The 15,369-nt window shown below is 69.2% G+C and carries 7 protein-coding genes; 2 read left to right on the top strand and 5 right to left on the bottom strand.

The features are described 5' to 3' along the window. Nucleotides 1-459 precede the first annotated feature (459 nt). Genes KME78_RS20480 through KME78_RS20460 form a run of 5 tightly spaced genes read right to left on the bottom strand, consistent with a single transcriptional unit; the run spans nt 460 to nt 13,884 of the window. A complete protein-coding gene (locus KME78_RS20480) occupies nt 460-2,028 on the bottom strand; it encodes a hypothetical protein (protein WP_219530691.1) in 1,569 nt (522 codons plus the stop codon). Further along, a complete protein-coding gene (locus KME78_RS20475; protein ID WP_219530690.1) occupies nt 2,025-5,561 on the bottom strand; it encodes a hypothetical protein in 3,537 nt (1,178 codons plus the stop codon). Before KME78_RS20475 ends, KME78_RS20480 begins: the two co-directional genes overlap by 4 nt. Next, the gene (locus KME78_RS20470; protein WP_219530689.1) at nt 5,558-7,861 is read right to left on the bottom strand and encodes a hypothetical protein; all 2,304 of its coding nucleotides are present in this window, start codon (nt 7,859-7,861) and stop codon (nt 5,558-5,560) included. The genes KME78_RS20475 and KME78_RS20470 overlap by 4 nt, the downstream gene beginning before the upstream one ends. A 1-nt stretch (nt 7,862) precedes the next feature. Continuing rightward, the gene (locus KME78_RS20465) at nt 7,863-12,464 is read right to left on the bottom strand and encodes a DUF6603 domain-containing protein (RefSeq protein WP_219530688.1); all 4,602 of its coding nucleotides are present in this window, start codon (nt 12,462-12,464) and stop codon (nt 7,863-7,865) included. 10 nt (nt 12,465-12,474) lie between these two features. Next, complete coding sequence (locus KME78_RS20460; protein WP_219530687.1) at nt 12,475-13,884, bottom strand: hypothetical protein; 1,410 nt, start codon at nt 13,882-13,884, stop codon at nt 12,475-12,477. Nucleotides 13,885-14,133: 249 nt separating this feature from the next. Between KME78_RS20460 and KME78_RS20455 the strand changes: the two genes are divergently transcribed. Together KME78_RS20455 and KME78_RS20450 are read left to right on the top strand one after the other, a co-directional pair. After that, on the top strand, nt 14,134-14,670 hold the full coding sequence (locus tag KME78_RS20455; protein WP_219530686.1) for an RNA polymerase sigma factor: 537 nt from the start codon (nt 14,134-14,136) through the stop codon (nt 14,668-14,670). After that, nucleotides 14,663-15,364, top strand: coding sequence for a hypothetical protein (locus tag KME78_RS20450; protein ID WP_219530685.1), 702 nt, complete (start codon nt 14,663-14,665; stop codon nt 15,362-15,364). Before KME78_RS20455 ends, KME78_RS20450 begins: the two co-directional genes overlap by 8 nt. Nucleotides 15,365-15,369 lie beyond the last annotated feature (5 nt).

Below are 15,369 nucleotides of genomic sequence, written 5' to 3'. Positions count from 1 at the left end.
CGGCTCGGCGGTGACCTGCTGAGAGTGCATGTGTGTTGCCTTTCGGGAGTGCCTTGTTGGCGAGGCGCTCCCGGCGACACCTACGTCAATCGCCCGGCCGTGACGGGAAGGGGGAGCACCCACATCGATACAGCGTTCATGGGTCTCACCTCCTCGGGCGGCGTCACGGTCAGCTGCAAGCTACAAGCCCGATCATCATCCGGTCCAATCCTTTTCCAGCAATCCGGTAAGAAATCTACATTGTAAAGGCGGGGGCTTTTTGCAAAACACACCACTCCCAATCAACAAACCCCCAACGATCCGGAGCACGGCGGGTCGGCGCCCCGTGTGGTGAGCTGGGAAGCACGGGTGCGCGCGGGCCCGCCATCGGCTCGTCCGCGCCGTGGGAAGGCGAGTACTACAGCAGAGCATGTCCCCGCTGAGGCGGTTCGCCTGAGCGCTGGTCCACCGCGCCCGGCCTCACAGTCGGCGCAGCAGCAGGGCGAGGTCGGCCCGGGTCTCGTCCGGCAGGCCGGCCCCCAGTGCCTCCGCCAGTCGGTCGACGAAGGCCGCCGACGCCTCCTCGTCTCCGTTGGGCATGGCGCTGAAGGTGGGCGGGATCGGTGGCGGCGGTGCGTCGGCGAGTTCTTCTTCGGTCAGCATCCGGAAGGTCGGTTCGTCGCGGTAGCCGCCCTTGCCTATCGGGAACCACGAGAACTGGACGCCCGAGTTCACCTGGTTCTGGCTCGACTGGGTGACTGCGAAGTAGCACTTGACGTTCGCCTGGACCGGCACGGTGAGCACGTTCGGGTTGAAGTCCATCACCTTGCTCCAGTTGCTGCCGAAGGAGCCGACGGTCCCGCCCTGCACCTGGAAGGTGATCCCTCCGGTGGTGATGGCGGCGGTGGCGAACGAGCACTTGGTCTTGTCACTGGGGGGGACCACCTGGGCCAGCAGGAAGCCGTCCGTGGTGAAGGTGACGCCGCCCGAGATGCCGGCTCCCGCGAAGAGGACGCTTCCTTGGCCGAGGAGGGTCACCGTGCCGGACAGTGCGGACAGTCCGTTCGCGGTGAGGTTGTTGAGTGAGGCCGAGTTGGTGCCGTTCAGTGTGCCGTTCACGGTGGTTCCGTTGAGCGTGCTGGGGCCGTTCACGTTCAGGTTTCCGGTCACGGTGGCGCCGGCCGTGGTGAGCGGGCCGGTGCTCGTGGTGCCGAGCGTGCTGGTGCCGTTCACGGTCAGGGACGTTTGCTGGGCGGTGGTGCCGACGGTTACCGGGCCTTGGAGTGTGGAGGTGGTCAGTACGGTGAGGTCCGTCGCGGTCAGGCTCGGGTCGGCGACGATGACCGTGGTCGACTGGTAGGCGGTCACGGTCTCGCCCTGCTGCTGCAGGGATGCCTGGAGCAGGAAGGTGGTGTCGCCGGTGAGACGGCATGAGGTCCAGGTCCTGGTGTCGGTGACGTCGTAGGCGTGGCCGCCGGCGAACATGGTGTAGATCGGCCCGTCGGAGCCTGTCCAGGTGAGGTCGACTGACTCGTGGTACTGCACGAGTGGGGCGCTGGGAGCCAGGTCGCCGAAGAAGAAGCCGTAGGGGAACTTCGCGAGGTCGAAGGTGCCGGTCTGGATCTGCCAGTTCGAGTCGTCCAGTGACGAGGTTTCCTGCACGGTGAGGGTGAAGGTGCCGACTTGCTGGTTGACGACGATGTTGTAGATCTGGAAGACGAGCCCGTCGGTGGTGATCTCTTCGTACTGGGGTGCGGTGGGTAGTGCGGTGAACACGCCGTCGGAGGTCTGGGTGAGTTGCCAGTTCCCGCTTGGTGTGGCTGCTGTGAGGATTCCTGTCGTGACGTTGGTGAGGTCTTGGGCGAGGGTGCCGATGGGGAGGGTGAACTGGATCTGCCGGCAGTAGATCGCCTGGGAGGTGTTGTTGGACACGACGATCGTGAGCCCGCCGTAGGAGGGGTTTCCGGAGGCTGGGCTTACTTGGAGCGGGTCGGGGTCGGTGGTGACGGCGTAGGCGAGCAGGGTGGTGTTGGTCGCGTCGATGATCATGTGGTCTCCTCAGGTTCGCTGGACAGGTCGGTGGTGAGTTGGAGCCATCCGGTTCGCAGGGTCGGTGGGTCGGTGGGCAGGGTGGCGGCCTGGTCCGCCGGGGTCACGCCGTAGGTGGTCGGCGATCCGTTGGTGCCGGTTTCGATCCAGGACCAGGTGCCGTTCTTGCTCGCGGGCGTTGGAAGGACGATCTGTGTGCCGTCGCCGGTGGCCGGCACTACGAGGTCGGTCGGTAGCGGGCCGGCGCGGAAGGTCACGGCCATGGCGCTGAGTGCCGACTTGACGTAGTGCTGCGGCAGGGTGAGCGAGGTGACGGGTAGCAGGTCGGTGGTGGCGTGGATCGCGGCGCGGGGGTCTACGAGCATGGTCAGGTACGCGGTGCTGGCGGGGTCGAAGCAGAGGGTGAGGAAGTTGCCGGGGCCGATCTGGTGGACGTAGGAGGAGTCGGTGGGTGGCGGGGCGACCGAGTCGAAGCGGGTGTAGTCGGTGCCGGTGAAGTAGCCGATGAGCCCGTCCTGGCGCATGGTCAGGTCTCCGAGGCGGATGTCGAATCCGTATCCGGGCAGGTCGGAGGGCTGGGGGGTGAAGGTGAAGCGCCAGCTCGGGTCTGTCAGGGCGGTCGTGTCGAGTTCGAGGGCCACGCGGGTGCGTATGAGGGCCAGTGGGCGGCCGATCAGGACCGACAGGAACTGGTCGTCGCGGGCGCCGGCCGGGTCGATGGACCACAGGGTGGTGTCGATGGTGTGCAGGAACTCCGCGAACGCGGCGGGGCCGCCGGCCTGGACGCCGGTCAGGACGGCGGCGAGGTGGGGGTATGCGGGGGACAGGGATGCGATCGTGGGGTACGGGCTGCCGGGGGCGGGTGACCAGTCGACGACGCGGGTGGCGGTGTCGTCGACGACGACCCGGATGTCGCCGAGTGCTGGGCCGGTGGGGCCGTAGCAGCTGATCGCGCGGTCGAGGTGGTTGGGCAGCAGCCAGCCGCAGAGTGGGTTGTGCAGGTCTGGGTCGAGGGGGTGGGTGTCGTCGGTGGCCGAGACGAAGTCAAGGCTGACCTGGCCGGGCTGGAGGAGTCGTGGGGTGAGCTGGACGAAGCGGTACGGTTCCTGCTGGAGCACGGTGTCGTCCGGGATCATGCCGTCGGCGATGATCGGGGTGAACTGTTCGGCGGTGGTGGAGTTGACGATCTCCAGTGACTGGCCGAATCGGTCCACGACCATGACGCGCAGGAACGCGAACTGTCCCGAGCGCAGCGGTTGGAAGCCTGAGGGCGGCCAGGCTTGGAATGGCGGTTGGGTGGCGGGGCCCGGCATCGGCATGGCGGTGGCGCCCGGTGTGGCGAGTTGCGCGAGGGTTGTTCCGTCGGAGGGTAGCCAGAGGCTGGAGGGGTCGCGGCAGGTCAGCGAGGCGCCGAAGCCGGTGAGTGACTGTGACAGGAAGTCCCAGTCGTCGACGCTGGTGACGAAGTCCTCGACGGCCGTGAGGTCGGCGTCGGGGTTGGTGCTGAGGTACTGGTCGAGGCGGGCTTTCATGTTGAAGGTGGCCTGGGGGGTGAGGAAGATCTGGCCGCTGAGTTGCAGGAGGTTGTCGGTGTCGGCTCCGTTGCCGGTCCAGGTGTATTGGGTGCCGTCGAAGGTCCAGTTGGGTGTGTCGGTGCTGCCGTACGCGATGGGGTAGTAGGTCACTTGCCACAGCAGCCATAGGGGTGACCATGGCTGGGTCCAGGGGCCGGGTTGGATGGCCGGGACGGTTCCGATGTCGGCCTGGTAGCCGGCCATCGTCTCGTTCAGTGCGGCGATGACGGCTGGGTCGGTGGTGCCGAGGGCGTGTGCGGCGACGAGGGTCGCGTTGTCGGGGTCGAGGAAGAAGAACTCGTCGATGAGGGCCTGGATCACCTGGGGGGTGCCGGTGAGGTCGAGTGAGGGCAGGCCGGTTCCGATGTCGGCGATGTGGATGGGGGTGCCGTCGTAGGTGATGCCGGTGACGGTCTGGTCGGCGAGCCGGCATGCGAGGGTGGTGGGGTCGGTGGCGATTGAGGCTGATCCTGTTGCGGAGATCACGACGACGGGGTCGTTGGCGCTCCAGAGTGGTGGTTGCTCTATGCGCTTGAGTTGCCGGTCGGTGGGCAGGTCGTGCGCGGTGGCGTAGGCGGTGATGGATGCCTGTAGGTCGTCGGGGGTGGCGCCCCAGGGGATCTGCGCCTGAAGTGCTTGGATTTGGTGGAGTTTGTTCTGGACGGTGGCTGCGAGGCTGGTCTGGGTGGTCGGGTCGAGGGCTTGGGCGAAGAGCGCCGGGGTCACTCCGTCGGGATATTTCGGCAGTGTGGCGGCTTTGCCGCTCTTCCACCAGGTTTCGTATAGCTGGCGGTGGAGGTCGGCGAGTTCGCGGACGGCGCTGTCGTAGGCGGTCTGTGCGGTGTTGAGTGCCGGCAGCCAGGACGGCGCGCGGGCGGCTTCGGCTTGGTGTCGGAGGGCTTCGGTGGAGTCGTGGGTGGGGGTGCGGACGACTTCCCAGGTCGAGCCGGACGGGTGCTCGCCGAACCACGCCTGGTGGATGCGTTGTTCGAGCACTTGCTGGCCGTCCTGTTCGTCCAGCAGCCGCAGGAAGTCGTATTGGAAGGCTTCCAGCAGTTCGGCGTCGATGTCGCTGTTGTCCTCCTGGGCCTGCTGTTTGATCATCGCGGTGAGGGCGTCGATCGAGGTGCTGCCGACGGCGAGGCGGGGGGTGGTGTCGGCCGGCATGTTCGGCGGGTTCGCGGGGTCGGTCGTGGACCAGGGCAGGCCGTGGACCATGCCGTGGTAGAAGGACGCCGTGGCGGTGTCGTCGGTGCTCACCGTCCAGCCGAGGGTGGTGTCGAGCCATTGGGCGAAGTCGCCTTCGCCCGGGTAGCTCGCGAGGACGTCGGCGGATGGTTGGGAGTACCAGCCGGCGACGAGGTAGCTGAGCACCTCGCCGTCGGTCACGTCGGTGAGCGGATCGTGCATCGAGAACACGTTCGCCACGTACGGCTGGTAGGAGGCGAAGGTGATGTTGCCCGGCGCGACGGCGGTCAGGAACGGCTGGTCCGAGCCCGGTTCCGACCAGCCGCTCAGTGGCAGGCAGCGTCCCAGCAGGGTGGGTGTGGGGGTGGAGGCGGTCGGGTCGAGGTAGGGGCTGGTGCCGTCGTTGACGTCGACGTAGTCGGATTCGATCACCCAGCCGGTGGCGACTCGTGCCTGCGGGTCGGGGCCGCTGTAGCGCACGACGAGCCAGCGATTCGGGACGTACGGGAAGGTGGTGGTGCCTGTCGCGGTGTCATGGTCGCCGCGGCGCAGGGTGGCGGGCAGCGTCCAGTGCAGGTAGATGCCGTTGTGTGAGGGGTCGGTCGGCCAGGAGGTGTCGGTGCCGCTGAACGGCGGTGGCTGCGGGCTGGTGTAGGTCGGCAGGTTCTGGTAGTCCATCTGCCAGCGTTGGAAGCCGCGCTGGCGCACCAGGTCGTTGACCAGCAGGGCTTTGACGTCGATGGGCACCAGGAGCGGTGGGACGGCGGTCATTGATCTGCACCTCCGAGGGTGGTGGCCGGGGCGAAGGTGAGTCGTTCGGGTGCCTGGACCATCTGGGTGGCCAGCAGCGCGGGGCCTATGCTGTCGCCGACTGGTGTCTGTCCGAGCGCGGTGACGAGCTGGTCGAGGTCGATCACGCGTTCGGCGGGCTGCCCTTCGGGTGCTCGCAGGTACTGGCTGAAGCCGCCGGTGGCCGGGAAGGTCTGTCCGAGCGGTGTCCCGTCGGGCTTGCGGAGCTGGATCACGTCGCCGTCCTCGACTCCGAAGCGCAGGCCGTGCCAGGGTTCGCTGAGGCTGACGGTCTGCGGTACGGCGTCGAAGAGGACGAGCAGGACGTCCGGCGAGAGGATGTCCATGCGCAGGATCGCGGTGGCCCCGTCGTCGGCGTCGACCACGAGTCCTGGCCAGCCGGCGATCAGCGCTGAGCGGATGAGCAGGCCGGCGCTCGCGGGGGCCGGGTCGCCGGCGGTGGGTACGGCGAGATCGGGTCGCCTGCGGCGTCGTGCGCGTACCTGCCCGGTTTTGGCCTGGACGGCGGCGAGCAGGGGCGCCCGCCATGCGGCTTGCAGGGCGGCGTCGCGGCTGCTGTGGACGGCGATGCTCAGCGCGCCGTCGAGGAGCACGTCGATCCAGGACTGGTCGATGTGGAAGAAGCGGATCGACTCGACGGGCAGCAGTCGGGCGTCGGGGACGAGATGGTTGAACGGCACGTTGTGCAGCAGGGCGAGCTCGGCCAGCCAGTCGGTCACCTGGTCGAGGCGGTCGCTGACCTGCTGGGCGAGCATCTCCCGCACGTCGTCCCGGCCGAGCAGGGCGCGGGTCTCCTCGACCGGGTCCGGGCGCCGCCGGTCGGGTCGCGGGGTGCGGGGTGTGGTCGTGCCGCCGGGCAGGCGGGCGAAGGTCTGTCGCAGGTCGTCGCCGAGGCCGGCGTTGACGTGTGCGGCGAACTGTCGGCGGTGTGTGTGTCGGTCGGTGAGCTCGGACAGGGGTGCGGCGTCGAAGCGGCCGGTGGACAGCCGGTCGCCGATTCTGGCCAGTTGTGTGTAGGCATGGCGGCGGGCGTTGAGCAGGGCGAGGGCGAATGCCCGGTCGGACAGGGCGATCGAGCGGCCGGTTTCGAAGGCGGCGGCGTAGCTGTGGTCGAACACGCCCTGGTCGGGCAGGTAGATCGTCACCTGTGACGACGACCTCCAGTGGGCGCCGTCGTCGGCCGTGCCGCTTCGGGACGGGTTCGGCAGGGGCTGGGCGACGGTGGGGGTGAACGGGCCTCGGTACCAGGCGAAGGTCTGCTCGCCGACGGGCGTGTGGAAGGTCAGGGGGAGGTATCCCTGGCGTAGCCGGTCGAGCGCGGCGGACGCGGGCGGGTTGTCGGGCAGGGGGATGCGTGGCAGGAGGTTGTCCGGATCGCCGGATTCCTGGGTGACGAATCCTTCGACGAGGTCGGCGAAGTTCTCGGCGGCGGCCGGGTTGGAGACGAATGTCCAGGAGGTGAGGACCGCGAGCTGGATGCCGGCGGGCTGCTGCTCCTGCTCCTGTGACGGCGCGGACGGCAGGTACGACGTGAGTCCCTCCAGGGAGACCAGGCAGGCCAGGTTGCGGGTGCCGGCTCCGTTCACGAGGGAGGAGTCGGGGAACCGGTTGGACCAGACGATGGCGTACCAGCCGTCGTCGGCACCGTTGGAGTCTGCCTGGGCGGCGGTGTCGGTCTGGCGGACGTGGGTGAGGTAGCGCAGCTCGTCCAGGCGTGGCGCGAGCGCCTGGAAGGTGGCGGTGGGCAGCAGGATGCTCTGCATGGTGGCGGCGAGCACATCGGGGTCGACGCCCGGCGGGTCGATCGCGGGCTTGACGACGCCGTCCTCGGGCGTGAGGAATTGGGCCACGGTGCTGGTGCGCAGGCCGGTCGGTCCCGCGCCTGAGTCCATCACCACGTCGTCGGGGCCGAGGGTGAGCAGGGCGAGCCAGGGGACGGTCTTGGGTTGGCCGTCGCCGGCGAGGCGTTCCCAGGGCAGGACCCGCTGGTTGAGCACCAGGCTCGGCAGGACGCTGCCGTACTCGCCGTTGCTGTCGGACGGCGGGTACATCTCGCCGACGTCGCGCGCGTCGAGGAAGAACTGCGGCGCGCGGACCTCGAACCCCTGCGTCACCGGTTGGAAGTAGTCGCCGGTGTCGACCCCGGTCATGCCGCAGGTGACCGCCACGTCGTAGGAGCCGGGCTCCAGCGAGGGCAGGTAGTTGTCGTAGAGCTGGATGACCCCGCTGGGTAGGGGGCCGTCCCCCTGCTGGTCGGGCATGTCAGGGTGCTCCCGTGGTGGTGAGCGGTTCGTGGGTGAACAGGTTCTTGACCGCGGCCGCGTAGGCGTTCAGCGGGTCGTTGGCCGCGGGCTGCGCGTTGAGCGCGGTGAGGGCGTTGAACAGCGCCTCGCGGCCGGTCGAGCCGGACCCGGTGAGGCCGTCCTCGATCTGCTCGACGACGTTCGCGCCGGTCACCGGGATGTCGCCGGTCGGGGGGTCCGAGGCCGCGATCGGCGTGCTGCCCGAGGGCGACAGCGGGTCGAATCCCAGGCCGGCGGCGATGTCGATCTGGCCGCCCGTCCAGCCCAGCTCGGGGGTGGGGGCCTGGAGGGTCAGGCCTACGTACTGGCCGGTGACGAGCTGGTCGTCGCCCTGCTCGAGTGATGTGCCGTCGCCCTGTCCCCACAGGGCCTTGGGGACGCCGGCCGTCAGCGGCTGGATGCTCCAACCGTCGGCGAGAAGGTCTTGTTCGGTGCCGTCGAGGGTCATGCTCAGCCGCTGCGTCGATGTCAGGCCGGTGAGCTGCATCGGGCGGATGTCGAGCTTGTCGCCGGTGTACAGCGGTGACTGGCTGGAGGAGCCGGTGTACAGCTCGGTGGCGGGGATCGCGGAGCGGGCGGTGAAGGAGAACGCCGCGCCGCGTACGAGCCACGAGGCGTCGCCGTCCGCGCTGCCGATCTGGCCGGTGGCGGCGGACAGGCCGGTGATGGCGGTCAGTTTGACCACGTCCGTGGCCGGCGGCAGCAGTGGTGCGAAGTCCTGCCAGGTCTGCAGCGGGCCCGGTTGCGCCGAGAGGGCCGCCCCGAAGGTGACGGTGAAGGAGATGACCCACCAGTGCACGTGGGCGACGCCTCTGGTCGGCGGTCCGCACAGGGTGAGGTCGGCGCCGAGTTCGACGCTGAGGGTGACGCTGGTGCCCAGCATGGTCATCCGGTAGGAGACGCCGATGCTGACGCCGATGGTCGTCTGGAAGTGGAAGGGCCGCCACTGGATGAGGAAGTCCGCCCAGGCGGTGAGCCAGGCTTTGAGGTTGCCGTCCTGGAAGGTGACCGACAGGGCGCCGCCCGCCATGATCGCCGATGGGGTGAGTGCGAGGTAGGCGCTGCCGTTGACGCGTACCGCGGAGTCGAGTGACCAGGTGAAGCCGAGTCTGGGTTCGTCGGGGTAGTACGACGGCGGGTCGAAGGCGGGGTGGTATCCGCCGAGCGTGACCACGAAGTCGCCCGACTGGTTGCTCGGGTCGAACCAGACGTAGAAGGCGAAGCCGCCGGTCAGGACGCAGGCCGGGTCGAGCAGGAAGGAGTTGCGGGTGAGGTCGGCGGTGATGCCGAAGAATCCGCGCGCCGGCTGGAACAGCGCCTCCAGCTGGAGCTGGACGGTGGCGTATGCGGGCGATGCCGTTTCGGGCGGGAAGCGGGCGGTCGACATGCCGAGTAGCGCGATGGTCAGTTCGGTGCCGAACTCGGCGACGAGCAGGGCGGCCGAGTGCAGCAGTTCGTAGGTGGTGAAGGTCAGGCCGGCGGCGATCCACGTTTGTCCCAGGGAGTGCGACACCCAGGGGTTGCTGCCGCCGGTGAGCGCGGCCAGCGCTCCGACGGGTGTGGCGCCCTGGCCTCCGACGGCGGCGGGGTCGCTCAGGCCGGCCACGAGCGGGCAGGTGCTCACTTCGTTCTGGCCGGGGATGCGCAGCGTGCTGTTGTAGCCGAAGCCGCCGACGATGCCGGTGACCAGGAATGCCGGAGGGCCGCCGAAGGTGCCCTGGTACTGCAGGAACGCGAACATCGACGGTGCGCCGTCGAGCTCGGCGTAGGAGCCGTACGCCGTGACTCCCCAGCCCGTCGAGGTGACGATCAGCGTCCCGTCGTACTCGAACGTCGCTCCGCCGGTCGGCGGGACCTTCATGAAGCCGCCGCCGATCTGCAGGGGCGCGTTCGCGAAGTCGATCCCGAGCCCTTGCAGGTCGAACTGGGGCTGGAAGCTGGTGATGGGGGAGCCGATCGAGGCGCCCTGGAGGGTGATGGTCAGGCCGCCGGTGCTCAGCGAGCCCGCGATCGAGAACCACAGCACGCCTTGGCTGTAGCGGGCGCCGACCTTGTCGAGCCGCAGCGGGCCGAAGCTTTTCTGCACCTGGAACCATGTGGTGCCGTCGGAGGCGGCGGCCGCGGTGGTCGGTACCGGTGTGCCGCCGGACTGCGAGCCGACGATGGTGTTGCCCGGGTTGCTCTGGCCGCCGCCCTGTGTGACGTCGCCCATGCCGAGGCTGATCGGGATGGTGGTGTCGCCGAACTGGACGGTGGCGGCGAACCCGAGCATCGAGGCCGCGCCGGTGACCGGCAGGGTCGGGTAGCCGTCGGCGATGCCCTGGTTGAGCGTCGCGGCGGTGGCCGCGTCGATGTCGGCGGAGGACAGGACGATCCGCAGGTCGGTGATGCTCGCGCACTGACCGGGGGACAGCAGTTTGTCCAGCAGGGGCAGGTCGGACAGCTCGACGCTCTGGCCGACGGCCAGGCCCGCGAACCAGCGTGTGGTGCCGGTGGCCGCGTCGGCGAGGAAGATCGCCTTGCCGTACGTCGCGGAGTCGGCCTCGATCGTCAGCACCGACGTGCCGCTGCCCCACTCGTAGGTCAGCGTGGCGCCTTGGAGCGCGAGGTCGAGTCCGGCGGGCAGCTGCGGTGGTGGCAGCGCCAGCGCCTGGGCGATGTCGGCGAACTCCAGCTCGTCCTGTTCGGTGGTGGCGCACCAGGTGGCCGACAGGGTCGAGCGCTGGTCGGTGTCGGCGAAGTCGATCTCGAAGTACGACTGGCCCACCCACAGCAGCCCTTGGAAGGTGTCGTTCGTCACCCACAGCCCGGTCTCGACGGTGGTCGCGGCGATGGTGAGCGAGGTCGCGCAGCGGAACTCGAAGGTGTGGGTGGTGGTGTCGAAGGAGAAGCTCACCGCTGTCAGGATCAGCGCCGGGGTGTGGTCGGGGAGTGTGAGGCCCAGCAGCGCCAGAATGTCGTCGGCGAGGTCGGTGAGGTCGATGCTCACCGGCAGCAGCGTGCCGACGTCGAACGACCACCCTTGCGTCGTGGCGTCGTAGCCGGCGCTGCCGTACAGTTCGGCCCCGGCGATGTCGAACCGGCAGGCGATCTGGCCGCCGAAGCCGGACGGGCTCTTGCTGAGGTCCATGCTGATCTGGGTGAGGGCGAGCGGCTGGTGACCGAGGTCGAAGGTCCAGTCGTCGGTCACCGTCGCCTGGAAGCGGTACTGCCCGGCGGTCACGTTCCCGGAGAGGTTCAGTACGGAACAGCCGATCTGTGGCATGTCGATCGATGAGCCGACGGCGTGGTCCACCAGTTCGGTGATGTCGATGGTGGTGCCGGGCTGCAGCCGGCAGAGGAAGGTGAGGTCGGGCAGGAGGATCTCGGCGTCGAGGCTGCCGCCGGCGAGCACCCCCGACGCTGTCCCGCATGTCGTGACATATCCGGCGCTCCCGTTCGGCAGCGGGAAGCCGTCCGGCAGATAGGTGAAGGTCACCGCCATGTCCTGGAAGGTGATGAGCCCGCCGAAGACCGGGTACGGCTGCGGCGAGACCCAGCCGATCGTCACGCTCACCGCGGTGAGCGGCCGGCCGGCCCCCGGGGTCAGGACCAGCTTCACCTCCTCGAGCTGGATGTCGTCGAGCGCGGGAAAGCCGTCCGGGATCTGGCCGTCGAGTGACGTCACGCCGATGAGCGTGGCGATCTGGGCGAGGGTGAGCCCCTGGCCCGGCGGCGGCTGGCTGAACACGGTCAGCGTCGGCTCGGTGCTCGAGGCCACGCGCGCCACCAGCGGGATCTTCAGCGGTACGTCCCCGCCGACGTCCCGCTCGACCTCGGCGTCGAGCCGCATCGTCGAGGTGACGAACGTCGCCTGGCTCGAGTCGCCCGGCTTCGACTGGATCGCGACGGCGGCCAGACTGAGCGTGAACGGGATCGTGAACCCGCCGATCGCCAGCCCCTCCTGCGGGCTGGTGGACAGCACCATGCTGAGCTGGTCCTGCGGCGTCACGATCGGCCCTGACACCGCCCAGGACGACGATCCTGACAGCAGCCATTCCAGGGGCCCGGCCTCAGCCGACGGCGTGATGGTGGCCGACAGGCTCAGCCCCGGGGTCATGGCGGCCTTCATGGCGGCGGAGTAGTCCGGATAGCCGAAGGTCGCGGGATACCCGGCCGGCAACTCCGGGGCGCCGGTCGAGTCCAGCCGCAGCACCGGGTCGGTGTAGGTGAAGTCGTCGAAGACCGACCCCGTGAGCGCGGGGAAGCTCGCCGAGGGCGCCCACCCATCGGGCAGCCGGTCGAGCGTCAGGTGCAGCTGCGCCACGGCGTCGAGGAGGGTGAAGGTGACGGTCGCGTGCTGGCCGGTCAGGCCGAGCACGCCGCTGGTGGTGCCTTCGACGACCACCTCGGTGTCGCTCTGCTGGAGCTGCGTGGCGTCGGTCAGGACGAGGCCGTCGCCGCCGAACAAGCCCGTCAGAACCGCGGTGACCGGCGGCGATTGCAACTGCGCGCCGGAGACGGTGAACGGCTGCGACGCGAGCGCGGCCTGGATGATGCCCTTCAGCGCGGTGATGTCCATGAGTGCTCGCCTAAGGGCAGGTGAAGGTCAGGACCACCGGGAGGTGATCGCTGAGCAGCCGGGCGCCGATGAGCCGGTCGGCGGCGCTCAGGGCGGGCCCTCCTGGCGCGAGTTGGAGGTTGGGTGCCAGGGCGGCGTTCTTCTTCGCCTTGCCCGTGTAGTGGGCCGCCACCGTCGCCAGGCCGATCTGGCCGGCGGCCGCTGCCACACCCTGGACAACGTTGGCCGGGACGTTGACGACCTGTCCGGCGTCGGCCGCTCCCACGCCGTAGGCCACGGCCGCGCTGGTGAGGCGGGTGCCGCCGTAGAAGAAGTTGTCGAACGCGGCGGAGGCGTACGGTGCCGGAGGCGGGCCGGCCGGAAGGGGGTTCGGCAGCGGGTAGGCGCGCTGGATGGTGCCCTGGGTCGTGACCGCCGCGCGAAGGATCTGGTCGGGCATCTGGCTGGCTGTCGGCGGAGGTGGCAGGGCCGCGCCGTAGGGCAGTGCGGGCACCGCCCCGGGGGCGCCGGCAGGTGCCGGGGGCGTTGCCGAGCCGCCGCGCTGCGGGGTGGGTGTGAGCTTGCCGAGGGCGGCGTTGTTGGTCCGGGTGAGCTTGTTGCCGGCCGGGAGGTTTCTCAGGAAGTTGATGTTGAAGTCGCCGGTGAAGCACACCTCCTCCACCTGTTTCGCCTGGTGCGCATTGGTGGCGTCCAGCACGTCGAGGTAGCCGCTGGTGCCGGCTCCGGCCGGGTTGTCATTGAACAGTTGCGCGATGTGCAGGCCCTTCAGCTGGGCGAACTGGGCCTGTCCGAGGACGTTTCTCATCGCGGCACCACGGACTGCCGCGTAGTGGCACACGACGAACGGCACCAGGTAGTCGCCGCCGGCGGTGTGGATCCAGAACATCGCCAGAGCGGGCAGCCTGAAGCCGTTGCCGAGCGCGAACCCGCCGTTGGCGATCGTCTGGCCGGCGAAGCGCGCACGCTTGGCGGCCCGGCCCGGCGTCACGAACACGTCGCAGATCGGCAGGGCGGGCCGGGCGGCGGCCACGGGGTAGGCGGTAGCGGCCCAGTTGGCGCTGGGCCAGAGCGTGAACACGTTGTGCCTGAGGTCCTCCAGCGGCTGGTTCACCGTCCCGGGGGGTCCCGTCGAGACGACCACCGGCCTGATCGCGTCGAGGTCGCGGATGAGAGCCGCGTAGTACTCGCTTCCCGTCGGCTGAGACAGGAAGTAGCCGCGCCAGTTGTTGCCGGCGGCGCCGGGCTCGGCGGCGTTGAGCGCGTTGGACAGGGTCGCCATCGCGGTGTTGACGTTCGCCTGGCGTACCTCGAGGAGCAGGACGATGTCGACATCAGCGGCGGCGATGGTCCGGGCGATGGCGGTGGCCATGCCGGCGATGGTGAGCTTCTTGTCGCTGAGATGCTCGATGTTCCAGTTCATGACCCGGATGTTCACCATGGCCGCTCACCGTCCCGGGGCCGGGTGAGGTGTGCCCGGCGGCCACGCGTCTCGATCACAAGACGTAGGTAGCCCGGTCCTGGCATCGCCCAACCGCGATACCGGCAAAAAGCGTGTCATGGGGACGCGTGAAAGTATCCCGGCCCATCGGGCAAACAGAGGTGACGGCGTTTCCGGATCGAATGGAGAGCAGTGCGTGACCCTCTTACGGATGCCAACGGGGCGGCTGGGATGAGCGTTCCGACCCAGCTGGGCATCGACCTCGATCGGATCTTCGACGCGCACTTCGCCGAGATCCACCGCTACATCGCCCGACGCCTCTCCATTGACGACGCCGACGACCTGGCGGCCGAGGTCTTCCTCGTCGCGGCCAGAGGCGGATACGAATCCTCGCTCGGTCAGGTCAGGCCCTGGCTGTACGGCATCGCCACGAATCTCGTCTCCCGGCACCGCCGCAGCGAGATCCGCAGGTGGAAAGCGCTCAGCCGGACATCCGAACGCGAGGCGCACAGCCACGAGGACGCGACGCTCACGCGTGTCGCGGCCGGAAAGCTCAACGGCAGGCTCGCGGGGGCGCTTGCCGGTCTGAACCGCGGCGACCGGGACGTGGTGCTGCTGGTGGCGTTGGGCGGATTGACCCACCAGGAGGTCGCCGCCGCCCTGGAGATCCCCTACGGCACCGTCGCGTCCCGGCTCAACCGAGCACGTAAACAGCTTCGCAAGGCATTAGGCGACGTCAACCCGCTGAAGGAGGCGCACGATGGATGAGGTCACGCTGCTCGCCCAGGCGGTACCGGACGTGCCGCCGCCGTCAGCCGAGACCGTGGCCAGGGCCCGCGCGCGGCTGGCCACTCGCCAGGCTCCCGCCCGGCGGCCCCGCACGCGCCGGCACTGGGGCTGGACGGCAGGAGCCGCCGTCGCCACGATGGCGGTCGTCACGTCCGTGGTCATGCTGGTGTCGAACCTGGCCGGCGTTTCCGAACCCGCGCCTCGGCCCGCGGCCTCCCCTTCCTCCCCGGCCTTCGAGCAGGCGCCGCGCGTCTACAAGGGGCTGGGTCGTCTGGCGGGAGCCAGGATGTCGCAGTCGGCGACGAAGGTGGGCCTGCGGTTCCGTCCCACGAGCAAGAAGATCGCGATCGTGGTCTTCTGCCAGAGGCCCGGCTCGATCTTCTTCAGCAGTGAGGCAGGCAGCAGTGCCGGCGGGGTGTGCGGTCCGGACGGTGCGCTCAGCAGGCTCGCGGACAAGGCGTACGAGCCGGGCTGGCTCGGCCGCGAGCACGACATCACGTTCTGGGTTTTTCCTCCAGATGCGCCTGTCGCGCGCGGCCGCGCCTCGTGCCCGCCCGGGGGTGCGTGCGGGAAGAAGTACGACCTGTCCAGCCCGAAGACGGCCGACCGGCTGGCCGCCGAACTGGGTAAGCGTCCGGGAGCCTGGTCGGTCGCGGCCTACGACGTCCCGTAGGTTCC

The organism is Nonomuraea guangzhouensis, from assembly GCF_019396345.1.
Taxonomy (GTDB): domain Bacteria; phylum Actinomycetota; class Actinomycetes; order Streptosporangiales; family Streptosporangiaceae; genus Nonomuraea; species Nonomuraea guangzhouensis.
This window is presented reverse-complemented; position numbering and strand designations above follow the sequence as displayed.